Raw genomic sequence first — 23,073 nt, forward strand, 5'->3', positions numbered from 1 at the left:
TTCAAGGAGTGAGACGATGGCTGCAACCGCCGCACAAACTCGTTATCGCGTTGAAGGCATGGATTGTGCCGGCTGCGCGACGAAAATCGATAGCGCGGTGCGCCGCATGCATGGAGTCCGGGATGTGAACGTCTCGGTCACTGCCGCCACCATGACCGTCAGGCACACTGCCGAAAGCGACCTCGCCGCGATCGAAAAGAAGGTGACGGGCCTCGGCTATTCTGTGGCTCAGCTCACGAGCGAAGCCGGACAGATTGCCAAGCCGGTCGGGCACGGCACCAAAGGCGGCCATGACCACGCTGGCCACGACCATGCTGGCCGCGACCATGCCGGCACAGCCAAAGATGACCACGACGACGTGGAGGGCTTGCATGGCCACGACCACACGCCGGCCACGGGGCCGTGGTGGAACAGCGCCAAAGGCCGGCTGAGCATCGCCAGCGGCGCCGCATTGGCCGCAGCTTTTGCGATTCACTATGTCTGGCCGGCCACCGGCGTCTGGCTTTTCATTGCCGCCATGCTGATCGGACTGGTGCCGATTGCACGGCGAGCTGTTATGGCCGCGCTTGCCGGCATTCCCTTCACCATCGAAATGCTGATGACCATCGCCGCGATCGGCGCCGTCATCATCGGTGCCGGCGAGGAAGCCGCCACCGTGGTCTTCCTGTTCCTCGTCGGCGAGTTGCTGGAAGGCGTGGCCGCCGGCAAGGCGCGCTCCAGCATCCAGGCGCTGACCACGCTGGTGCCCAAGACGGCATTCCTGGAGGAGAATGGCGCCACGCGCGAAGTTCCGGCCGAAGCGCTTGGGGTTGGCGCCGTCATTCTGGTGCGGCCGGGCGATCGCATTCCAGCCGACGGCAAGATCATCGAGGGCGAAAGCGCCATCGATGAATCGCCGGTGTCGGGGGAAAGCGTGCCGGTGCGCAAGGGCGTCGACGCGGACGTACTCGCCGGCACCATCAATGGCGACGGCGTGTTGCGCATAACCGTCACGGCTGCGGCGTCCGACAACACCATCGCCCGTATCGTCAAGCTGGTCGAGGAGGCCCAGGAAAGCAAGGCGCCGACGGAACGCTTCATCGACCGTTTCTCACGCTGGTATACGCCCGCCGTCGTCGCCCTGGGGGCTCTGGTGGCCGTCGTCCCGCCGCTGGCCTTCGGCGACGACTGGAACGAATGGATCTACAAAGGCTTGGCGCTGCTGCTCATCGGCTGCCCCTGCGCCCTCGTCATATCGGTGCCGGCGGCAATCGCCGCCTCGCTCTCGGCCGGCGCCAGGCGTGGTCTTTTAATGAAAGGCGGCGCGGTGCTGGAAGGCTTGGGCAAGATCACCGCCGTGGCTTTGGACAAGACCGGGACGCTGACTCAAGGCAAGCCCGTGGTGACGGATGTCGTGGCCATCGGGATCAGCGAAAAAGAGGTGCTATCGTTGGCCGCTGCACTCGAAACCGGATCGAGCCATCCGCTGGCTCTGGCGATCCTGCGAAAGGCCAAGGCCCAACACGTGCCGGTGCCGCCGGCGGCAGAGGCCAAGGCGCTCGGCGGCAAGGGCGTCGTCGGTCGCATTGGCGGTAAGAACGTCTTCCTGGGCTCGCCGATCGCTGGAGGCGAGAAGGTCGCGCTCCCGGCCGAGCAGGTGGCCCGCATCGCCGACCTCAACGACCAGGGCAAGTCGGTGTCGGTGCTGCTGATCAACGATGTGCTGGCCGGTTTCATCGCCATGCGCGACGAGCCTCGGCCGGACGCGCAGGCCGGCCTCAAGGCGCTGACCGATGTTGGCATCAGGACTGTCATGCTGACTGGCGACAACCAGCGCACGGCGGCAGCAATCGGCAAGCACCTCGATATCGAGGTGCGCTCGGAACTGCTGCCCGAAGACAAGCAGCGCATTGTCGGCGAGTTGAAAGGGCAGGGGCTGACGGTCGCTAAGGTCGGCGACGGCATCAACGATGCGCCGGCGCTCGCCGCGGCCGACATCGGCATTGCCATGGGCGGCGGCACCGATGTCGCCCTGGAGACGGCAGATGCGGCGGTGCTGCATGGCCGCGTCGGCGATGTCGCGGCGATGATAAAACTGTCTCAGGCGACCATGGCCAACATCAAGCAGAACATCACCATGGCGTTGGGGCTGAAGGCGGTGTTCCTGGTGACGACCGTAGTCGGCATCACCGGCCTGTGGCCCGCCATTCTCGCCGACACAGGCGCGACGGTGCTGGTGACAGCCAACGCCATGCGGCTGTTGCGCTGGAAAGGTGGGGTGTAGATTGCCGCCTTCTATGTCGTTTGGGACGGCTCGATGAGCAACAACCATTCGCATCGAAGCGGCGCTTATTATTCGCCCGCGCCGTTTATCGGGGCATTTCTGGCGATTGCCCTTTTGGGTGAGCCGCTGACTGCCCGGCTGGTGCTAGCCGGCGTGCTGATGGGGGTAGGTCTCTTGCTGCATCTCGCAGCGAGCCGTGCCGGCGCTTCATGGCCATCCCCGACTGCCAGCGCCGCGACGTCAGCGAAGTAGGCCGCGACGTCACGCGAGCGGCGGAAGCGCGTCGGATCATCGATCGCAGTCATGAGCGAAAGCGCCGTCACCGGACCGACACCTGGGATAGCCATGAAGCGCCCGCACGGCTCACTACGCCCGACAATTTTCACGACGAGATCGTGCAGCCGGCAATACTGTTTCTACCGCGTCGCGCACCGCCAGCATCGCGTCCAACAGTTCGCTCGGCAGCGGATCGTCCGCCACCGCTTGGCGCACCGCCCGCTCGAACGCCCCGCGTCCGACCTTGCCCAAGCGGGTGACGAACGACTTCAGCGAGTGCCGGATGGCGTTCTCTAAGTCGAGGAACTCGGCTCTCAGATTGCGAGATACTTGGCCGATCTTTGGCCGGAGTTCGCCGATCGGCGGGACTCAGATAAGATGGGGCAGGAAGAATGAAGTGCGCTCCAAACATGGTCTCTGCAGAGCTTGTCGAAGCGCGCAAGTTTGCCAACAGGCTGCGCGAAAATCTGCCGGCTCGTATCGACGCTGCCGCTTTAGGGGTTTGGTCCAAAGCGCCATTCCAATTGCTGTGCGCACGCGAAGCGCTGGTCTGGCGGAGCGAAGCTGGCGCGCAATGCATGCGATGCTCTTGGACGCGAGGACCTGAGCGTTGCCGCCCTTTTGACCCGAGCGCTCACCGAGAATGCTGCCCTGGTGTGGAAACTCTGGGAAATTCTCGATGCGCGGCATACCCATTCACCGCAAGACCTGAACGATCTGCTGATACGGCTGCTCGTGGACTCACGTAAATGGCCGGATGGGCCACAGGCCATGCAAATCCTGAGCTGTATCGACCGCATGGACAAAGCCGTACCCGGGGTGCTTGCCAGCTACGAGAGCCTGAGTGAAATCGCACATCCGAATTGGTCCGGCGTCGCCGGACTATATTCTAAGCCCGACCCTGCACGGTATTTGACAGATTTCGGACGCGGATTGAGGGATACAAAGAGCACCGTCGACATGATCGCCATTGCGCTGCTTGGCTCGTTCGGCTTGTTCGAAACTTGCGTACAATCGAATAGCCGAAGCCATGCCGGAATTCCTGGTGGAACTTGAACCCATTTGATCGAATGAACGCTCCCAGGTCGCAAGCATGGATCACGAGCAAGCGCAGAAGTCCTACGGCACCGATCGAGCGCAACTCGTCTATGATCGTCGACGAGCCCGCCACACAGACCGCCTTTCCGTGTTCTCTTGACTCTCGCCAAGATTGAGCGCCGAATAGCCATCTACTTGGGAGGGCGGAATGAAATATCTGATTTTTCTTAGTGTTCTTTTTGGCGCCTATAGCGTTGCCCCGGCGTTCAGCCATGGCGGCGGAACAGACTCAAACGGCTGCCATACGAATCATAAAACTGGCCAATATCACTGCCATTAGGGCGGCTTACTATGATCAAATGTTTTGCGCTCGCAATCGGACTCGTTTTGGGCGCGTCCGATGCATATGCTTGGGATGGGACGGATACGACGACTGGCGAGTCTGTTGAGATTGGCAAGGGTAATCTTGTCAGGACGGGCAGGGACATCGAAATATTTGATAGTGGTGCTGGCGAATATCGAGACGTAACCGTCGAAAGTATCCGGCGACACGGATCGACAGTTGAAGTCGAGGTCTACGACAACGAAAGCGGCGAGTATCGGACTCTTGAAATGGAAGACGACTGATCTCGCTCATCAACTGCGCTGGCGCAGCGGGCCGCGATATCTTCTTGCCAGTTGTTGCCGGCCATCGGTTCAGCGACCCTATTGCGAACGCTCGACCGCAAATGTTGGGGCATCATCTCCCTTGCCTGCCTGGAGAAATTCAACGATGGCAAATAGAAGTTGCTCGGCCAAGGTCCTATTCATAGCCAGCTCGATCGTGCCGGTGTCGGTCTCCAGTTCGAGGAGTCCGATCAAAGGCTCGGCTGATAGGAGTGTGGTGTCGACGTCGAGAAGTTTGTTGAATCCGGATTTACTGGGCTTGCGTTTCATAGGGCCTCCCTTCTAGCGCCCGTCCCTTGCCTCGCGCTAGGCGCTCGGACGGAGCGCATTAAATTCCTTCATCCCAAAAATCCTGCAGCGATGCGTGCCGAAGATCTTCCTCGCCTCTGAGGTGCTTCACGCGGGCTTTGATGCCCGGTTTGACCCACTGCGTTGCCGGCCGCTTTGGCATGTCCTTTGGCGGTGGCCCGGCATGTTCCTGGACGCGTTTCCAAAGCCGCTCCCGCATCTCGCGATTTACACTGACAAACGCGCTGCCGACATACTTGCGGGTCTCCGGCTCGGCCATCAGAGCAAAGGCCGGCTTACCCCGCTCGCGTTCGACGCCAAGAAGCTCGAACTCGCTTTCGGTGAAGGATTTTGTCTTCAGCCAATTGGTGGTCGGCCCGCTGCGATATTTGCTGTCTCGACGCTTCGATACCATCCCTTCCAGACCGGCCGCGTCGATCAGATGATAGATCGCGTTGGCTTCGCCCGGCATCGTCTCGCTGAACTGGATGCGACCGTCGGACCCTATGAGGCCGGCGAGGATTTCCCGCCGATCCTCAAGCGCCATGTCGCGCAAGTCGTGGCCATTGAGATGCAGCATATCGAACGCGACGAAATAGAGGTCTTGCTGGCGCCTGGTGATTGCCTTGCGCAGCGCGGCAAAATCCGAAAGGCCAGTCTCATTCAACACGACGACTTCGCCGTCAATGATGGCGTTCTGTAAGTTGAGACCTTTGGCTGCCTCGACCAGATCGCGGTATTTGGAGGTCCAGTCGAGCCCGCGGCGGGTGAAAATCCGCGCACCGCCAGCGTCGATGATGATCTGGGAGCGGTAGCCGTCGAATTTGGCTTCATGCATCCAGTCATCGCCTTGGGGCGGCTTTGCCACCAAGGTAGGCATCATTGGCGGAATGAACTCAAGCCGGCCAACGCCGGTACTTACAATTTTACGCACTTATTCGATTCTAGGCACCAGGCTTATATTAGCCAGAGTGAACGGAACGTGATTCCGCAGGGCTGCGGAACCAAAAAAATGCCGGCCAGCGTTCCCATTCGCGCGGGATCGATGGCCTCCGCCGAAAAAGGCGGTGAAAGCAGGACCTATTTGCGTGCGCCTACCGACCCAACGGCAGCTTTGACGCTGAGACAAGTTCGTCCTCGTCAGTGATACCGGCCGTATAATTTGCCAGGATCCGGGACGCGAGAGCCTCACGGAGGTGTTCGGAGTCGCCCTCCCTCTTGAGCCGGTCGAACACGCGGCCCAGCGTAGCTACTTCGGATGCACTGAAGACGCCAAATTCTTTAGCCTTTCGATTAATCGGCATACCACCCCCTCCCGCCAAATTCTGCGCAACTAATACGATTCAGGACATCTCGGACAACAAAAAAAGCCCGCCGCACCTTTCGGCACCGCGGGCGAGACTTCTCAGTCGTTCACCAGGCACAGGGGTGTGGGCGGGGGTAGTGTGCCCGGTGAACCGAAAACCTATGCACGCCGTCAGGACGCGTCTAACAACCGGCAGTTGGAAGAGTATCGAGCGCTAGGTAGAGGAGCGTAGCAGCCCCTCTTCCTTGGCAGCAGCCTCGTTCCTTACGTCGTCGGGCGTGAGCGCACATAGGCGCGGCCCTACTGATGCCGCGCGAGCCGGTCCATGGGTGCGTTTGCTTCGGCCAAACTGCTCGACTTTTTGAGCCGAGGCGTCAGTGCGCTTGATGTGCCGGATCATTGCTGCCTCAACCGCGCGAGCCTTTCCGCGCGATATAGATCGCCGTATTTTCAAGGTGGAGGGTCGCGAGCCTCATGGGCGACGATTCCGATTATCTAGCAGTAGAAATTCGCGAATCCGCCTTTCGTTCCGATGTCCGACCTTGCCTCGAAAGGGTTGGGCCGGGGAGCCGCGATGAATGAGCCGCCTCACTGCCAAAAGAGAGATCGTCCGCTGATGCTGCTCAGCCGATCGCGGGGCCAACCAGACGGTAGCGGAAGTGATTGCGGATGTGGTCATTGAAGAAGCGGCCCTTGGCAAACGCGGCCTTGGACGCGGCAAAGGTCTCCGGTGGGATGTCCTCAAACTTATCGTTTGCCGCCGGCGACGAGCCACACGGAAAGGATTCTGCTGTCCGGATCGTATGCCGTTTTGCGTATCCAGGGATGGCATGACGGCGGCTCGACCAAAAGACGTCAACGATCGGGTGGGCCGTCGCGTTCCTTGTTGGGGGGGCGCAAGGCCCAGGAAGGTGGTCCCGGCGACCACGAGGTCAATGGCTTCATGCCCACGAAGCCGAACGCTCTTGCCACGGACCTGTCCGCGCGACCGTGAAGGGCCACTGGACTCTCCGGAGCCAGTAACGCATTGTTCCCGAGGGAGCGGGGACTTGGACAAATCTCGATATAATAATTGGTCTGGCCAGTGGAGGAAGCGCGCTGGCTTAAGGCGGTATCGTGCGCGACTATTCTCGGGCGTGCCGATGCGGCTGGTGTATGTGACCATCGCGGCAGTGGCCGCATTCGCGACACAGTACTTCCTGCAGCACACCGACGGTTTCCAAGAAGCAGTGAAATGGATCGGCCCGGCGCCCGCTCCGATAGCGGGTGTTGCTTCCGTAATCGACGGCGATACGATCGAAATCCGCGGACAGCATATTCGTTTCAGTGGAATCGACGCCCCGGAGGCCGCGCAACAGTGCGATGACGCCAAGGGCTTCCGCTACCAGTGCGGTGCGAAGTCCGCCGCCGCCCTTGACACCTTCCTGGCAGCCTCGAGGCCGGTCCGGTGCACTTTTGTCGCTTGGGATCGCTACGGCCGCTTTGTTGCCGACTGCTCGCGGGCCGACGGGAAAAGCGTTGCCTCGTGGCTGGTGGAGAACGGCCAGGCGCTCGACTGGCCCCGTTACAGCCGAGGCGGCTATGCAGGGCAGCAGGCGAAGGCCAAGGCGGCGAAGGTCGGTCTTTGGGCTGGCGAGTTCGAGGCGCCATGGGATTGGCGCGCTGAGCAAGCGGACCATGCCCGACCGGCCGTCAGCCAGCCTCTCGGCATCATCAGCCGACAGGTAGTGCAAAGCTACTCGTGCCAGCCGCGGCGGACTTGCTCGCGAATCAGCTTATGCGATGAAGCGCAGTGGTATCTCAGCAATTGCCGGTGGGGCGGTAAGCTGGATCGCGATGGCGACGGAGTTGCATGCGAAACGCTGTGCTAGCGAGCTAATTAAGCGGGCTACGAAGCACCAAACGGCCGGCATAATCTTGGGCAATTTAGCGGTGGGATAATGGGGACGGCCTGTCGACGTGCCGCAGTTTCGGCTGCGGTAGTTTTGGCGCTTGCAAACGCATCATGCACAACCTCACAGCAGGCGCTTAGCAAAAATCCGAGTGCGGTGAGTACCTCTGCCCTTTGCAGATCATATGCCTCGACTCGTGGACGAACGCTTCCGTGACGCCCTCTATACGGAACTAGCTCGGCGGTCGGTCGATGCACGTCAATGCGCCGAGGTGATCCGGAGACAAAATCAATACGGATGGCGTCAGCACTCTGAGAGCCAACCTGGCAGGTCGTCTCAACGCTGAGGAATCGACTATGCACGCGTACAGCGATTCTCACTGACGCGATTTCCGCCAAGGACGGAATGCAATAGCCTCAGTCTGCAGACGATTGGCCGTGGGATATGGAACACAATCCCAGGGCACTACAGTCAATCGCCTAACAAGCCGCCAAGCCATTCCTACGCGACTGCAGCCTCATAGTTGAATGAGAAAACCTCGGCGAACTTTGGCGCCGTCGGCCTCGACAGTGGTTCATGTATGTCATAGAGGCCGGTTTTCCCGGTTATGGGTTCGCCTTTCTGAAGCGGGAAGTTTCGCAGTGCGGGGAATGGCTCCTTTTGAAGCCAGTCAAACAACCTACAGAGACCCTTACTCATAGCAACAAGCTGCGCCACGCGCTCGTCGTTCGCAAAAAAGTTCAGTTGGTTGCAGTCTGCATAGAGGATCAACACTACTTGATCCTGGGGGCCCAAGAAGGGAATGGCCAAATAGGACACCGGGGTCTTGCTGAGATCACCTTTTTCAGTTTTGCGAAGATCCGCATGAAGCGCCTCTACGCTGCCGTAGTGGTGCGTACGCCAAATCTTTCCTGAGCCATAGGCGGCGCCCATGATACGATCATTGACTGGAAAAAACCTGCCGACGGTGCCAAGAGCGTTGCCCCCGGATTCCTGAAGATATGGGCAAACCTGCTGGAGATACCCGTCTCCCTCACGGCTCACCGCTCGATGCATCGTGATCCGAAGTCCAGGAACATTGCCGTCTTCGCGGAGATAGCCGTCCACGGCTGCCAGGAAGGGTAGGACGGCCAACTGAGAGGCTGGCGGCACCGGCTCGGGATGCTTGTAGAGAATTTCCACCATGATGAGATCCTTTCTAATCGATTCTGGAATCGGGGTTAGGAAACACACCCGGCTGCCAGAGGCGCTTAGCCGCCTGTTTCCGGCTATCCTTCATTTCTGCAAGGCGAGTCTCCAAATCAGTGTGATCCGCAATCATATCACGGAGATGTCGCAGGGTATCCGCTCCATAGCGACAGAGCACGTGGCCCGGCTCAATGCGGTTCTTCGGAGCAAATTTGCTTGGCTCTTCGAAACTCAACGAGAACGCGCCGCATCGATACAGAAGGAACGTCATTACCCGATTCAGAACAGAACTCCCCCGACCAAATATCTCTGAAAACCGAGTTATTTTTCCATCTTTCCCCGCTATGTGCAGGACGACAGACGTGTCTTTTCGAAGCCTGTTGGATATCTCCTGTTTCGCGCGCAAGAGCCGGTTTTGATCGTACCCGGTCAAAAGCTCATATATGTTCGCGTCGTCACCAATCTTAGAGAGGTTCTCCTTGAAAACCTCCTCCACAGTTTCTAGGTCGTCTCCGAATACCTCATACAGGATGGTATCCTGTCGATAACGCTCCACAGTCAACCTGCAAAGGTCAACCAAAGCGCCGTCGCCAAATCCCGAAATCAGGTAGTGATGGTGGGTTCCGTCAAGGGTCGGCTGGGCCAATTGCTCGTTTCGCCAATATGAGATCACGGGAAATCCTTCGGCGCCACTTTCCAGGCCGAAGCCGCTAGCCAAGACAATACAATCGAATTTCGCTGTGCCGCCTTCAGGCCGGTCCAGATCGAAAAACGATCCGATCCGCTTTGATCGCGTGCCGACGTAGTCGATAGTTTTGTCGCCGACGTTGATGCTAAAATTACGGAGTCCTAAATAAACTGAGATCCGATCGCTGTCTGCGGCGAACTTCTCACAAAACTTTCCAAACTCGCGCAAAATAGTCCTTGCGACGTCCGATGCTCGTCCCTCGGACCAATTGAGCACGGGTAGAGATGCGCCAGGCGCGCGGCTCCCGAAGTATGGCCAGTCGTATATTCTCGGGTGTAACCAGCGCCCGTCTGCGCCTTGCTGAATTGGACACAGATCCCACAACCGTTCAAAGACTGTCACCTTTGTAGAGGCCTCAAACAGCGAAAGCAGACAGGCCGCCATTGTGAGACCACCAATGCCACCGCCGACAACAGCGACATTCTTGATCGGGTGGCTCTTTCGGCGCTCCCACAGTGCCCAGGCAAGGTTATGGGCGCGAACCTGCTGATTGTAGACGGTGACACCCCGCTCAAGGCTTCCGAGAAGGTAGCACCCATCGACCAGCCGGTAGGCAGCTTCGATTTCGGCTGCTCGCGCTTCAACGTCAACGGCCATTTACGCCCGCCCAAAAGGTGATCGATGGCATGTTACATTCGAATCTAGGTTGCATCTATGGCTCCGCGCGGTCCCACTGCATTCTCCTGTCATTCGGAAGTGTCCTTGTGCGAACTCGAGAGCCAAAAACCCCCACCAGCACCAAGACTAAAACGCCACGTCAGCATTATGGGATCAAAGGCTTGACGCGACCTCACATCAAAGGCGGCACGGTGCTCTCACCCGAACATTGAGCGCCGGACCCTGCGGCTGCGCCTATGTCGGAGCGCAAGGAAACCCAAACTACAGGCTCCGGCGTGAGATGCGCTCTCTCATTTCTGGAGTAGTCGGCGCCGAAAGGTAGCGACGCCCATCAGACGTAAGGCTTCGACCGCCGGGCCCGACCTTAACAAGGTCGAGCCGCGCCAGGTACTCCGTAAGGATGACGAAGTCTGCACGATTGGATATTCCCAGCGCGCGTCGAATCTCTTCCTCCGCTGCAGCGCCACGCGTGCGAAGCAGCTTCAGATAGCTGAGATGATCCGGGCCAAGCCCGTTTCGGTCAATGCCGAGCGTGTCTTCGAACCAAGCGGCAACGGCGTCTCCCGTCATTCGCTGGGCTACGTCAGCCTTGCTCGGCGTATGTCCGAGCTCCCGCTCAGCCGAACCATAAAAGCTGGCGATCAGCGGTTCCAGGATATTGACGCTTGGCCGAGGGCTGCATTGCATGCGTGCCGCGATCTCAATGCAGGTTTCCCGCGACAGCCCCGGCCGCCCGAGCTTCCCGGTGGAATGCAGCCATACGATGCCTGCCATCTCCTCGAGCGTGTACGACCTCAAAATTGTCTTGTCAGGCCGACTTTGGAAGGCTTCCGATAGTTTGCCCGGATCAGTGGTTGCCAGCAGGAAGACGACATCTGTGAAATCGTAGAGCACATTGCCGACGGTGGTGTTGCGCCGTTCGTCTAGGGCGCTGAGCAGCACCGTAGCGACCGCATTCGAAACTGCGTGCACCTCATCGATGAAAATCAGGCAAGGCTCGACTCGAACCGTGCCCGTGGCGTCCGCCGGAACTTTGTCCATCTCGACAAGGCGTTCGATGATCATTTCGGGACGTCGCAGGTCGGCCCCATTGAACAGGATCGGTCTGAGCTGAAGGAGTTGTTCGGCGATCCGCCGCGCCAGCGTCGTCTTGCCGACGCCCGCCGGACCTACGAAGAGCTTGTCGAGAAAACGCTCGCCCCAACCTCTAGCCTTGCGTGCCTGATTGTCGAGTTCCCGCGCAATCTCATCCAGGCCGATCATGCCCAACGCATTGACCGCCGGCGGCCAGCCGGCAGGCGCTGATCCGACCGGTTCCGCGAGGGGAGCCTTGAACGCCTCTTCCACTCTGCGCTGATCCGTCCGACTTTCTGGAACCGCTGGAACTTCCTCATTGGAACGCTCGACCGCTCCTTCCTCGCCGCGTTCTGCGACTTGCCGATGTTCAGAGGCCGTCGATGGAAACGGGAGGGCAGTCGGAGGCGGATTGGTGCCGCTCGCCCCGCCACCGCCACCTCCCGAATCAGGTGTACCGTCACCGGGCGTGGCCTTTGATACGAAGTCCTTGCCGAACAGCTCCTCGGCAAGCGGTTCCGTGATCGAGCGCACAGTAATGGGGATCGAGCGCCCCCCGACCGCCGAGGACCGTGGTGATTCAGTGGAACGCAACTTTACGACGACAACCTCGCCGTCAACTTTGACGATCGGAGGCTGCTCGCTTCCCGCAAACAGCTCCTTGAGCCATGGTCCCCAGACCTTCCGTAGCGCAACGTCGTCGGCATCGTCTCCCCACCGGTTCGAAGCCGCGCGGACGAGAACCTCCTTCAGCATCTCCGACCGCGGTGCGGCAAATGGACCGCTGCCACTCACCGCATTGAGCAAAACCGCCGCCGTCCTTTCAATCTGGTCGGCCGCCCCGGCTACCAGGGCCTGCTCGTCCTGCAAGGTGGCTTCCCGGGTCGTTTTGACTTCTATGCAAGTTAGGCGGAAGGAACCATCCGGCTCCCGGCGCACAGCAATTAGGTCGCACCGCTCACCGCCGGCAACGGGGCCAAGTTTGAGCCACAGCCGCGCAATTCGTCCATCCACTGAGGCCACTAGCGCGTCTGGAAACTGCCTGCGAATATCACGAGCAGCGAGGAGCATTCCGACGAAGCCAAGTACCTTGGCGTCGTCGGGCTGCCCTGACTGCTTCTTTATCATGTCGAGTAGACCGGCGCCGACCAAGTTCACGCCCTGCCGCAGAACATGACCGATGCCGACATCGGTGATCGTGAGGTTGCAGCTGGCGAATGCGGCGTACATCAACGTTGATAGTCGGCCGTAGTTAGCAGCGCTCAGCAACACCTGGCGCTGACCTTCTTTGCGTTGCAGCAGGCGAATTGCCTTCATCCCGCTCTCTGCCGGTAGTGCCCTGTCAGCCAGAAGCACCCATTGGGCGGGCGGACGATCTCCAAGCACAAGACCATCGATGGTCGCCCGGAGACGATCGGCATCGGCCGAAGCTATCATGGTACTGTCGCGCTGTTCCTGTTCGAACTCATGGATCATGAGCACGAAATCAGAAAACGGTGGTTCACCTGGATGTGCGCTCAGCGAAATGTCGCCGAGCATTCGATCGACGACGATCTCATGGCGAACGCAGAATGGGCTCATTGGCAATAGCCGCTCCACCCTGCGGCGGCGCACTGAAATCGACGATTCATCGAAGATGGCTACGAGATGTTGTGGCCGGCTAAGCAGCGCGTCTCGTACCAACCGATCGAGATTCTCGAATGGCTGGCGCTCCACTCTGAGCTCGAGCCGACCGGCTGCAACCTTTTCATAGATCAGGTCTTGCGCCTTACCTTCGAGTGTCGAAGCTGCGATCAGCCGGTCATTGTGCTGCGCAGTGGCACTGATTGACACGTCAAGCGCCGGGATACGCTCGATGCTGTCACGTGACTCGTTGAGGAACTTGGTCAGGCGCTCAAGCAGCTTTGCCGGCTCGGGAGGGTTGACGAGTGTAAGGCGAAGCGGTCTGGGGTGGTTAGGATACAGCAGGACATAGTGAGTGAGGGCAAGGACCAGTGTCTCAATACCGTCGGCGCTGCTGACCGCATTGTGCAAATTCTCAAATGTTGCGAGCCCGCAGATCGCGTTTGCGACGGGGAGGAGCTGGTTGAGCCCGCGTGCCTCAGGTGTGGCGCCGGTGCGGATGACACCCAGGAACTGCTCGGGCCTCCGTAACTCCTCTATGATCACCTTACGATCGCTGTCCGACAGCGGACCGGCGAGCGACAGGTCACGCAAAATCTCTCCAAGCCGCAGATAGCGCCACAAATGCAATGGATGAAGCGGAAGCATCACTGCTTTGGCGCTGACTCCGCCCTCGCCCTTCAGAATGCGCACCTGTGCAAGATCCAGCGACAAGATCGCGTCGAGGGTCGCTTGCGCCCATTCGCGGGATTGATCCCACACCGATCGATAGTTCTGCTGCACTGCGTTGTACAGTTCACCGGCGACGGACAAGTATTGTCGACAGCGCTCCTTGGCGTCGTAATGGGTGTCAAGCCATTCACGTGGATGGATAAGCAGTTGCCTGACATCACCCGCTAGTGATGCGCGTTTCGCGACGAAATCGCGCCACATCTCAGCTATCGGACGCGGCACCGCCTCCGTGACTGCCTCGACTTCATCCCAAGCTTTCAGAAGTGCCTCAACGGAGTAGGATATGCCGTTATGGCGCCAGATCGCGTCAGTATTCACCAAGATCGGATTGAATTCAGCGAAGCGTGCCAGGGCTTGCGAGAGATCCGGTACGTCGGTCTCGATCAGACCACCGAAAAGCCCGACACCACAAAAGCCAGTGACCCACTCAATGATCTTGGGGTCCACCGTCTCATCCAGATTGACAGCACCTTTAGTCGTCTCCTCCGTCGATGCGAGATGATCCCCGTTTTGATCGAATTCCGCCCAGGCCTCCTCAAGGGCTTTCCCGATCGCGGCGAGATCTTCCTCCCGTCCTTCGAGCAGAGCGTCGACCGCCATCTCACGAAAATCCGGCTCCTCGCGTGCGCCGTTCCCGGCGGCGTCATCGATACCGTCTCTGCCTGGCGTTTCGTCATCGGACGATGCAGCGTCAACAGGTGTCGTGTCAGGCGGCAACGTCACGAGGCGCTGTGCATCATCGAAGGTGAGACGATCCGGCGAACTACCCAAGCGGTGGGCTTCGAGGCGATGCAGCGCCTGATCGATGGCATCGCGGGTTTCTTGGTTTCGGTACCGAGCAGCACGTTGGCGACGTTGTCGAATCTCACTCGGCGTCAGGATGGTGATCCTCTCCCCAAGAGCAAGATTCTTCTCGAGTCGCTTCGCCACATCGTCCGCCTCGAACAGCTGAGGATCGCTCAGCAGTCCCAAGGCTGGGAGAGCGTCCCGCGGCGCCTCGATCGAGCCGACCTTCGCGGCGCTCCAGCTAGCGAGGTAGTTAGAAATGCCTTCTAGTGATCGTAGCGGCGCGAGCGCGGAATCGGACTGGAGCGTACCCAGCAGACTTCGATGCTGTGGCGTGCCTGTGAACTCCCGCTGGGTTGCCGCCCAAGCCAATAGGTAGCCTGCCAGCTCGCTCGACGAGGCGCGCGAAAAGAACCTCAGACCGTGGACACTTGGATTGTAGCCGCGGGCGAGCGCAATGATCCTCGGATGTTTGTCGCGCTCATTGCGCCAGTGAGTAGCAACGTGAAGGTCGGTGGTGATGCCGGCCAAGCCGTCGAGGCCATGCTTCGAAGCGCTCGCCCGAATGTCCGCCTCATCCGCTTCGAAACCAACCAGCGCCATGGAGAAGTCGCTCGCAGGCAGTCCTCCTTTCGCGAGCGACGCAATGAGCACGTCGGGGTCGGCGTGCGGCAAACCCTCGCGGGCAAAATCGTTGCCGTTTCCAAGGCGGGCCAGAATCCAGGCCGCAAGTGCTTCGCCCACGAAAGATGCAGCCGACTGTGCCATCTCAGATTAGTTCTTCCGCATTTATTGCCACGAGCGTGAGCCCGTCGGAGGGTTCGATCGCCAGGCCGAGACGGATCATCAGCGCCTCGAATGCCGCAGCGTTAGGTCTAAGGTCGTCATCCCGATCCAGGGGGCCAAAGCGACTGCTCCTGAGCAATTCGCCATCTTGCACACCGGCACCAACCGCAAGCGACCACGTGGCATGCAAATGTGTCGCGAACTCCGGCATAGTCAGAACCTGACCCTCGTCAAGCAAGCTCAGGGCGAGCACGCGCAACGTGTCTGCTTGGAGTTCCACGTGCTTGTGCTTTGCCACAGCCGATCGAGGCTGGACGATGCCAATCCGGACGCCGAGGTCGCGAAAGTGTTCATCGAGCACCTGACGGGCGTCCGCCGATGAAGCGAATACGTTCCAGTCCATCTCGCTCAAACCGCCGGCTGATCGCGTTTCAAATGCTCGATCGTAGCTCGATGAAAACAGGTCAAGAAGCCGGGCGTAAGTGGAACGACTCTGCGCCCGTATTCGTGGATTTCCACCTTGTAGCGCATCGATGAGTAGAAGGGGATTCGCACTTGCCTGGCGCAGGATGTAGGTGAACAACCAGCAGCATAATCCCAACATCAGATAGCGCAACGCATAGTTTGATCGCTGCCTTCTTAGGTTTCTAACGAGCCTGCGCACTGCTGCAGTTACGTCGCTCATACGCGTGGCGATCGCGCCTGCACGTGCGGCATCGATCGCGCCGAATAGCTCGTCGTGCTCATCAACCCAAGGCTCATCATCCTCGTCCAGCAGTGGGGTTCCAAGGGCGGCTAAGGGGGGCGGCGGTAACTCCAGGAGCTCGCGAATTTCCTTGAGGGTCTCTTGCCCTTCTGGACTGGCCTCGAAAATACTCATCACCAAGCTGCCCGAGTGACCGTGGTTCTTCGATTTGTTGGAGATGTAGCGTGTCGAGGGCGCGCTGTAGTCTGCCCCGAACGTCGAATAGGGCTCGAACGCCGCTGCGAGAGCGGCGCCGTCGTTGTTGTAAGCGGCACCAAGATGAGCACGAAGCGTTCTAAAGGCCTCAAGATCCACTGCGGGATTAAGGCGGCCCTGCTCAATGAACAGCGGATGTAGGCGCTCGGAAGGATATTCATCGCGCACACGTTGGGTGTCTTTGGGCGCGACCTTCAGAACGGACGCTTTATTCAAATATTCAAGCCGATAAAAGCGCCCCGTAAGGGCCAGCAAAAAGCTGGTCGCAAAATGAACAGGCTTCATCCGCAAAGGCTGGTAGCCGAGTATGGCGCCATGCACCCGCCGCTCAGCTGCCGTGTCCGCGCGGCGTTCGGCTTGCGATCTGGGGGTCTTAGGCATAGGTCCGCACACCCTCAAAACGGCGACCATCTACACTTAGGTTCACCTGGATCAGATCCAGGTTCTCCAGATGGGCGGACCAGATCGTGTGCCTCTCACCGTTCAGCTCGGCGCCGAGCTTTTCCAAGAACGCGTCCAAGCGATGGATGTCACGCTCGGGAACTAGCTTGCGAGGCAAGCCACGATCGAGCCGCCGTAACGTCTGCCAGAGCGGGAAGTCGATCCTGAGACGCGGCTTGCCGTGCGGCCCCAGCGCAGTGAGGACGACATGATCGGGATGGTACTCGAAGGCGCCATCGAGCCGCGTTGGCAATCGAGGCACTTCCAAAGTGAATTGATCACTTGCGATGCGGTCGCCTGCAACGAACGAGCGCGACGGCTGTTCGTGAAACCGATGTCCATTCCACAGATAGAGGTGCTGATCGCGCGAGTCGAACCGAACTGGGCAATAGGCCGCATTTATCGCCTCAATCAGCTTGGCAACAAGCCCTGGCCCCGAATTGCGTTGTCCCTGCAGCAGAGCCTGAAATTCGTTCGCGTCAGGATCGGCCAGCTCGAAAACCTCATGACCTCGTTCATGCTCGAAGTAGAAACGACGTTTTAGCGCAGCAAAATCCGCCCACGCGAGGCTTGGGTGCGGCGATGCCAGAGGTTGCCTAAGGGCCCATCCTTGACGGAATGGTTCCGACCGTAACTCCAGCTCTCCATCCCAGAAGGGATGGCTGCTGCCAGCGGGATCAACTGCGCGCAACGCACTGGTGGCGTCAAAGCGGTCGTCATGCGCGAACAATGCCTCAGAGTACCAGTCCGACCTCTCGAAATCACCGCGACCAAGTCGTCCAAAAACCATCCGAGCAATGAGAATCCAAAGCTCACGCACAGTGGCACGATATCCGAGCGCGATAAGTCGATCAGCGAGCGCGCGCAGCCGCTCGCGCACGCGGGGCAACAACAGCAACTCAAAATTGCGGCGGGCGATCGGCTCGCTTGATCCGACCACTGCTTTCCTTAACGCCGCGTCGCACAGCAGCTTGTCAATCATCGCGTCGATAAGGCTTGCGCTCAGCGGATTCCGTAAGCTCAGATCCACGACAAGGAGGCCATTGGCGTTCTCATCGTTCGTGGGACGACCATAGGCGAGCCGATGGCGACACTGGCGCGAGACTTCCGCCATGTGTGCACTTTCTTTGTCCGCGATGCGAAGCTGGTACAGCGGATATTCGTTCGCGGCCATGCAGAAGGGCCGTTGCGCTTCTATTGCCTGCCGCCATCGATCCAGGATTGGTTCGACTCTGCCGGCGCGCATGAGTGCAGTGGCGTCCTCGACCACAACGGCTCCGGCAGCTTCCAGTTCGGGTTTCATCCGCCGCAGGAGATGGGTCTTGCCATCACCAGCGTTGCCGGTGAGGACGATGCTCTGTCCGGCTTGTACCCTTGCCGCCAAGAAAGATTCAACGCCGCTGGCTATATGCAGTCTGTCGAAATCCTGGTCGCTCAGAGCCTCGGCAGTGGCCTTTGGGCCTGCCGCTGCCAGCGTGCGCCAGAGCAAAATATCGTCAGCTGCCGTTGCGGGATGTTGCGCTTCGCCCCTACTAGCGCTCATTCCTACTCCTCCCCAATATTTTGCGTCGCAGAATTGCCTAAGGATTTGAATTCATCTAGCGGCAATGCTTCCATTGACGCAACATGATCCAGTCTCCCTGCGAGCCAGCGTGCGCGCCAGAACTCGGCAATCCCATCCGTCGCGTCTTCAAACTTCTCAGGAGCAGAAAGAAACTCCGGCAAGTCCGAAGTCCGTTCCACTAACCAGTCCCGGGCCTGTGGAAACAGCGGAGCCGCATAGATAAGGCGATGCTGACGATGCTGGAGCAGCTTGTCCGGATCGTATCCAAGTTTCCGCAATCCCATTTTGAGCTTGCGCAGTTTGGGGCTGGTCCCCTCGCCGAACACGCTATTGACTTCCCTGAAGTCATTCTCCGCAGACAAGAAGGCATCAACCACTCGGCTGGTTTCCGGAGAAAACTGAACCGTGCCAAAGCCGGAGGTCTGGCCTATGGCGTGGAACACAATCTCTTCTTGATCGTCGCCGATTGTGCCAGGAGGTAGTCGCAGTCGGTTGTACTGACTGGAACCGTGCACGTAGAGACTGGTCGTTCCCAGATATACGAGCGCATTGTCCCGAGTTACTGGTTGATTTCGCATCTGCGAGGAAATGATCGAAGGATTGGAGTATCGACGACGGTAGTCGGCTGCAATACGGGGACTAAGCATCAGCAACGCAACTAATTTCCCGCCGAGCACACGATTGTAAGGGGCAACGGCGCCACAGGTGGTTATCTCGAGCAGGTTAGCGCCGGCTCGGCGTCCCTTGAGAGCCTCAAGAATGATGTGGATTGCGCTTCGCACCTGATCTCTGCCGAGTGCCTCTTCTACCGTTACGGGATCGACGAGATCGGCTCTATGACGCGCAATCGTGATGCGAGCCGACAATAGGCGAGAAAGGGCAGTGGCACGCTTCTTTGCTACGAGTTGCTTGCGGGCGTTGTGCATGCGCGCATCAACCGACGCCTTGGGTTCGAGATGGAGTACCGCGTCGTCTACGGGAGGCGCATTGGGATCAATCCAGCCTTCGATCTCAAACAGGTCTGGCTCCGCGCCTGCTACTTCGCGCAGTAACGCCTCGCGCTTCTTGGCAAAGTCCTGCCCCTGTTTCGCTAGGCGTTTGACCAAGCCTTCGTCAGGCGAAGCCGCCTCTTCGGGAGTCACGAGATTGGTCCAATCTATTTCCGCCAAAGACCTTTCGACTTGAGCTTCGAGCCATGCAACCTCAGCTTCAAGACCCACAGAGCCATGAGCAACTGCCAATCTGAACCGTTCGACCAGAGCCGTAAGATGCCAGCCAATGAACGACTCGCGCTTCTCTCCCATTTCCAATGGCGTGTTGTTGAGCGACGCTATTCCGATCACCGGGTGCGCCTCGTGACCAGCATCACGGATCAGGTAGAGGAGTTGGCGCCCTGGTGTAGGCACCTGCGGGATGGACCAGCTGTAGCGAAAGTATCGCCAAATCTCTCGCAGCCGGCGCCCTGTCGTCGGATCCAACTTCTCGTCAGCCTCCTGAAGATAGGGTTTAATTGCCTCACGCAATGCCACCAACCGATCTGAGCCAGTTCTTGAACGCGCGGGACCGAGGCGCTGCGCAAGCTCATCACCCTTGGCCATCAGCAGCTTGACGCTTCGCCGTCCGAGCCGGTCCTCCCCCTCCATCTTGCTGACGAAGTCGATGACCGCTGGGTTGCGGCGCTGCTCTTCGACCACGGGACGAAGCTCGCTACGCAGCGTCTCCTTGCTCGCGACGACCTCTTCCGGTGGGCGCCCACTGGTCAACTCCTTGGGGTTCTCGAGAGCAAACCCATGTCCCAGCGCGATTATGCGCCAACGCAGGCGAGCAAGGTCCGTCAGAATTCGAACACACGCTTCGTAGGCTAGTGCTTTTTTACCGAGGTGAGAGGCTGAGCGGCACCAAGTCACTTCACGAGCCAGTACCTCTGCCATTTCGTGTTTGCCGCCCGCGCGCTGCAATTCGGCTAGGTCGGTCGCAAAAGCATGAAACCGCTCGGCAGCTTCACCATCGAGCGGTGGAAACAACGGCACGATCATCGCGTAGCGCTGCAGTCAGGAGATAGAATACGCAACAAAGCACTCCTGCAACATATTTTGAGTTTTGGCAAAGGCTCGTTTTCCATCTATAGCGGACTTATTGTGGCTCGGCCACCCGGCACCTGACATCACATCGGATTCATGCCTCGACCGCAAACGCGAGTGTGGTTCTCTCAGGCTGTAGGGGCATTTTCCAGGACATACAACCGGCCGCTTAGGCGCCCGAAGAATTCTGCTTACATCTTGCCTAGGTCGTACCTAAATAACCCGACGCTAACGGGAGGAGAAAAGGATGGATGTCACTGCAGCCACGGCGACCAAGGCACTCGACACGCTCAAGTCTTTGCCGACTTGGCTGCTCGTCGGGCTGACCATCTCTTTTGCAGCCATATGGTTTTGGCCCTCTCTGTTCATGGACCTGCCGGAGCAGCTTCGTTCGATCTTGCCTGCAGCGTTGCTGGCCCTCTTTGCGCTAACGTTTTGCAACGTTTCAAGCGTCGCCATTGTGCAGGCACGCGAGAGACGCCGGCTCTCCATCGAGCGAGACAAGGATCGTCTGTTGAAACTCTATCGACCGTTGGAAGCGCTCTTTCTCACCGTGCATATTACCGTCTGCACCGGGGCAGCTGCACCGCGCTTGCGACATCGAATCGAGAATGCCTGGAACAATCTCAGCTCTCCCGGACGGCGCTTCCGGCGGATGAAGCGAGGATGGCGAGCGTTGTTCGACAAGCAGCAATCGTCTTGCGCAGAGGTTGAATACGGTGCCCGATTCCCGCTCGACAGCATCATCGATCTTGTTCGTAAGAACACCCGTTACGCCCAGCCAGAGCTTCTAGACCTCGTCAGTCGGGCCAACCGGTCGCAATATGAAGAACCTGACCGACTCTTGCTGACCGACGCCGAGTACGCTCTGTTTCATCACATCGATGCCGAGCACCGGCGCTTGTCGGCTCGCGTCATCTAACATTCCGACTGTCGCTTCGTCCGCTCGCGTTACTCGGTCTCTCACGAACATGGAAAGTTATTTCTGCGGAACCGTGTGCCGTTGCCTGGCGGATCCGCTGCGAGATGTGCGCGGATCAAATGCCACGCATCTTCATATTGGGTGTGATCGGGAATGCGAGAGAGCGAGACCTTTCCCCACTTATCGATCGCGTTTTGCGCTTTTCGAACCAATTCGACGGGGAAACAATAAAAGCGCGGGGCAGTGCGACCCTCATGAGCGGTGAGATCCGCCTTTTGGCGAAACCGATAGCCTCGGTTAAGCGCCGCCAACACGACAAAATCGCAGTTGAAATTCTTGATCGGAAACGACCGATCATAGTCGGTGGCCCACCGGCTTTTGACTTGGATTCGCGCGGAGCGCTCGCCAGAGGAGTCTACAGCCACTAGATCATAGCCGGCGAAATTTGTGTACGCCTTGAAGCATTGGATCCCCTCGATGAGCAACATCCCGAGCGCTAAAAACTCAGCGCCCTCCGCTTCCAACTTGGTGTTCTGGCGCTTGGCAGGAGCATCACCTTCCAACTTCATACCGATCTCGACGTTCATGTTCACTCCAAAGATGCCGTTAGCTAAGGCCATAAGTTCACCACCCGATGGGAATAGCCCCCGCATTCCAGCTCGGTCCACTCTTGCACGGAGTCTGAACTCATGGAGAGTCCGGTGGACGCCGCCAATGTTATGACCACTCATTTGCAGCGTCGCTCTTTTGATCCTGCACCGTGTATATGGTGCGGGGCAGCTACATTCGAGCCATCTCTGGAGCATATCTTGCCGGAGGCGTTGGGATCCCCTCCCGGTTTCGTGCTTGCCAGCGACGTTTGCCGTAAATGCAACAACGGTTTTGGTCACTTAGATCGGGCCCTGCTGCGTCAATTCGAGTTGATAACCTTTCTCGGAAGCGTGCCGCGAAAGCGGGGAAAAGCACCATCGCTCGACAGCTGGAGTTCGATCGTCGGTCGCAAAACTGAAGCCGGACCTGAACTGCACATCAACGGCGGTCCGCGGTCTTCCGAAGCGCTCGGCAAGACCCTCAAACCAGTTCGATCGACGAAGGATCTTGAAAACCTGTCCTTTGAGGCGTCGGGCGGCATGGCGACCGTCAAGTTTTCCCAGCGATTCGGGGACGATCCAAAATTCGTCAGGGCGCTCTACAAAGTCGCTTTCGGGGTCGCTGTCTATTGGCACGGGCCTATGATCGCGGGCAGGATGGAGATGACTGCGGTGAAGAAATTCGTGCGCAAGGGCCGAGGTGAATTCAGCGCGGTGCTTATCGGAGGCTCGGGCCGTCATGATCACCATTTTGAGCCACCATATGGCGGAGGGGATACCCGCTATCTGGCCGTTGGCATGCGTATATTCGGAATTGATTTCGTCACGGACTTTGATCCCGAGCAACGCCTGATCGCCAAGATCAAGGATCAGCTGACGGCTCAAGAATACCAAAACTGGACCATTCTTCCTCCCTACCGGTAGGGTTGTTCGTGCGCCAGGCTCGACTGACAGCAGTCTCAATTGCAAGTGCGGTATACGGCCTAATACCAAGCCGGCGCGGCGCGGCGCGGCGGGCGCGTGGCAAGGATCGCACGCTATGGGTGCCTGTCGATGAGCGATGCGACGGCGACTGGGGCGCATGGCGTCTGCACGTTCACAGACGCTGATTGACATAAGGAGATCCGCTCCGGCGGATGAGGAGCGATGCAAACCAGGAAACAACGTAACGCCCATTAATCCTGTCTGTGGCCGCCCGATCGACAGACAGCCGGACCGCGCTCGATTGCT

Annotated in this window: 16 protein-coding genes and 2 pseudogenes; 8 read left to right on the forward strand and 10 right to left on the reverse strand. The window is 59.0% G+C overall.

What is annotated here, in order from left to right:
- Nucleotides 1–16: 16 nt before the first annotated feature.
- Nucleotides 17–2,263 (forward strand): heavy metal translocating P-type ATPase, encoded by a 2,247-nt coding sequence (locus AC0L15_RS07635; protein WP_473496089.1) that lies wholly within the window; start codon nt 17–19, stop codon nt 2,261–2,263.
- A gap of 54 nt (nt 2,264–2,317) precedes the next feature.
- A pseudogene (locus AC0L15_RS07640) lies at nt 2,318–2,452 on the forward strand (EamA family transporter); the annotation flags it as partial.
- 19 nt (nt 2,453–2,471) lie between these two features.
- Here the strand turns inward: AC0L15_RS07640 and AC0L15_RS07645 are convergent.
- Nucleotides 2,472–2,857: pseudogene (locus tag AC0L15_RS07645) on the reverse strand (transposase); the annotation flags it as partial.
- Nucleotides 2,858–3,193: 336 nt separating this feature from the next.
- Here AC0L15_RS07645 and AC0L15_RS07650 point away from each other — a divergent pair.
- The 3 genes from AC0L15_RS07650 to AC0L15_RS07660 all read left to right on the forward strand — a co-directional run bounded on the left by AC0L15_RS07650 (nt 3,194) and on the right by AC0L15_RS07660 (nt 4,204).
- On the forward strand, nt 3,194–3,595 hold the full coding sequence (locus AC0L15_RS07650; RefSeq protein WP_473496090.1) for a hypothetical protein: 402 nt from the start codon (nt 3,194–3,196) through the stop codon (nt 3,593–3,595).
- 190 nt (nt 3,596–3,785) lie between these two features.
- Entirely contained in the window at nt 3,786–3,917 is a 132-nt protein-coding gene (locus AC0L15_RS07655; RefSeq protein ID WP_367185466.1) for a YHYH domain-containing protein, read from the forward strand.
- Nucleotides 3,918–3,928: 11 nt separating this feature from the next.
- Nucleotides 3,929–4,204 carry a DUF5334 family protein gene (locus tag AC0L15_RS07660; protein WP_254022756.1) on the forward strand — a complete coding sequence of 92 codons (276 nt, stop codon included), beginning with the start codon at nt 3,929–3,931 and terminating at the stop codon, nt 4,202–4,204.
- A 78-nt stretch (nt 4,205–4,282) separates the two neighbouring features.
- Here the strand turns inward: AC0L15_RS07660 and AC0L15_RS07665 are convergent, their stop codons facing one another.
- Entirely contained in the window at nt 4,283–4,513 is a 231-nt protein-coding gene (locus tag AC0L15_RS07665; protein ID WP_473496091.1) for a hypothetical protein, read from the reverse strand.
- A 58-nt stretch (nt 4,514–4,571) separates the two neighbouring features.
- Nucleotides 4,572–5,414, reverse strand: coding sequence for an ATP-dependent DNA ligase (locus tag AC0L15_RS07670; RefSeq protein WP_473496092.1), 843 nt, complete (start codon nt 5,412–5,414; stop codon nt 4,572–4,574).
- A gap of 1,565 nt (nt 5,415–6,979) precedes the next feature.
- Between AC0L15_RS07670 and AC0L15_RS07675 the strand changes: the two genes are divergently transcribed.
- Nucleotides 6,980–7,708, forward strand: a complete 729-nt coding sequence (locus tag AC0L15_RS07675) for a thermonuclease family protein (RefSeq protein WP_473496093.1) — start codon at nt 6,980–6,982, stop codon at nt 7,706–7,708.
- Between the two features lie 522 nt (nt 7,709–8,230).
- Here AC0L15_RS07675 and AC0L15_RS07680 read toward each other — a convergent pair.
- The 6 genes from AC0L15_RS07680 to AC0L15_RS07705 form a co-directional block, all read right to left on the reverse strand.
- Nucleotides 8,231–8,914, reverse strand: coding sequence for a hypothetical protein (locus AC0L15_RS07680; protein ID WP_473496094.1), 684 nt, complete (start codon nt 8,912–8,914; stop codon nt 8,231–8,233).
- A gap of 13 nt (nt 8,915–8,927) precedes the next feature.
- Nucleotides 8,928–10,262 carry a hypothetical protein gene (locus AC0L15_RS07685; RefSeq protein WP_473496095.1) on the reverse strand — a complete coding sequence of 445 codons (1,335 nt, stop codon included), beginning with the start codon at nt 10,260–10,262 and terminating at the stop codon, nt 8,928–8,930.
- A 282-nt stretch (nt 10,263–10,544) separates the two neighbouring features.
- Nucleotides 10,545–15,242 carry an AAA family ATPase gene (locus AC0L15_RS07690; protein ID WP_473496096.1) on the reverse strand — a complete coding sequence of 1,566 codons (4,698 nt, stop codon included), beginning with the start codon at nt 15,240–15,242 and terminating at the stop codon, nt 10,545–10,547.
- A gap of 25 nt (nt 15,243–15,267) precedes the next feature.
- Nucleotides 15,268–16,626, reverse strand: a complete 1,359-nt coding sequence (locus tag AC0L15_RS07695) for a hypothetical protein (RefSeq protein WP_473496097.1) — start codon at nt 16,624–16,626, stop codon at nt 15,268–15,270.
- The gene (locus AC0L15_RS07700) at nt 16,619–18,229 is read right to left on the reverse strand and encodes a hypothetical protein (protein ID WP_473496098.1); all 1,611 of its coding nucleotides are present in this window, start codon (nt 18,227–18,229) and stop codon (nt 16,619–16,621) included. Before AC0L15_RS07700 ends, AC0L15_RS07695 begins: the two co-directional genes overlap by 8 nt.
- 2 nt (nt 18,230–18,231) lie before the next feature.
- Entirely contained in the window at nt 18,232–20,286 is a 2,055-nt protein-coding gene (locus tag AC0L15_RS07705; protein ID WP_473496099.1) for a Druantia anti-phage system protein DruA, read from the reverse strand.
- A gap of 292 nt (nt 20,287–20,578) precedes the next feature.
- On the opposite strand from AC0L15_RS07705, the gene AC0L15_RS07710 reads away from it, so the two are divergent.
- Nucleotides 20,579–21,253, forward strand: a complete 675-nt coding sequence (locus AC0L15_RS07710) for a hypothetical protein (RefSeq protein WP_473496100.1) — start codon at nt 20,579–20,581, stop codon at nt 21,251–21,253.
- A 41-nt stretch (nt 21,254–21,294) separates the two neighbouring features.
- Here AC0L15_RS07710 and AC0L15_RS07715 read toward each other — a convergent pair whose 3' ends face one another.
- Entirely contained in the window at nt 21,295–21,840 is a 546-nt protein-coding gene (locus AC0L15_RS07715; protein ID WP_473496101.1) for a group I intron-associated PD-(D/E)XK endonuclease, read from the reverse strand.
- 114 nt (nt 21,841–21,954) lie between these two features.
- Here AC0L15_RS07715 and AC0L15_RS07720 point away from each other — a divergent pair, with 114 nt between their 5' ends.
- Nucleotides 21,955–22,767, forward strand: a complete 813-nt coding sequence (locus AC0L15_RS07720) for an HNH endonuclease (protein WP_473496102.1) — start codon at nt 21,955–21,957, stop codon at nt 22,765–22,767.
- Nucleotides 22,768–23,073 lie beyond the last annotated feature (306 nt).

This window comes from Mesorhizobium sp. WSM4846, from assembly GCF_055811415.1.

Coding starts and splice junctions, on each gene's coding strand:
- AC0L15_RS07635 (WP_473496089.1), top strand. CDS start 17: ATGGCTGCAACCGCCGCACAAACTCGTTATCGCGTTGAAGGCATGGAT.
- AC0L15_RS07665 (WP_473496091.1), bottom strand. CDS start 4,513: ATGAAACGCAAGCCCAGTAAATCCGGATTCAACAAACTTCTCGACGTC.
- AC0L15_RS07660 (WP_254022756.1), top strand. CDS start 3,929: ATGATCAAATGTTTTGCGCTCGCAATCGGACTCGTTTTGGGCGCGTCC.
- AC0L15_RS07695 (WP_473496097.1), bottom strand. CDS start 16,626: ATGCCTAAGACCCCCAGATCGCAAGCCGAACGCCGCGCGGACACGGCA.
- AC0L15_RS07670 (WP_473496092.1), bottom strand. CDS start 5,414: ATGATGCCTACCTTGGTGGCAAAGCCGCCCCAAGGCGATGACTGGATG.
- AC0L15_RS07710 (WP_473496100.1), top strand. CDS start 20,579: ATGGATGTCACTGCAGCCACGGCGACCAAGGCACTCGACACGCTCAAG.
- AC0L15_RS07680 (WP_473496094.1), bottom strand. CDS start 8,914: ATGGTGGAAATTCTCTACAAGCATCCCGAGCCGGTGCCGCCAGCCTCT.
- AC0L15_RS07705 (WP_473496099.1), bottom strand. CDS start 20,286: ATGATCGTGCCGTTGTTTCCACCGCTCGATGGTGAAGCTGCCGAGCGG.
- AC0L15_RS07675 (WP_473496093.1), top strand. CDS start 6,980: ATGCGGCTGGTGTATGTGACCATCGCGGCAGTGGCCGCATTCGCGACA.
- AC0L15_RS07655 (WP_367185466.1), top strand. CDS start 3,786: ATGAAATATCTGATTTTTCTTAGTGTTCTTTTTGGCGCCTATAGCGTT.
- AC0L15_RS07700 (WP_473496098.1), bottom strand. CDS start 18,229: ATGAGCGCTAGTAGGGGCGAAGCGCAACATCCCGCAACGGCAGCTGAC.
- AC0L15_RS07715 (WP_473496101.1), bottom strand. CDS start 21,840: ATGAACGTCGAGATCGGTATGAAGTTGGAAGGTGATGCTCCTGCCAAG.
- AC0L15_RS07685 (WP_473496095.1), bottom strand. CDS start 10,262: ATGGCCGTTGACGTTGAAGCGCGAGCAGCCGAAATCGAAGCTGCCTAC.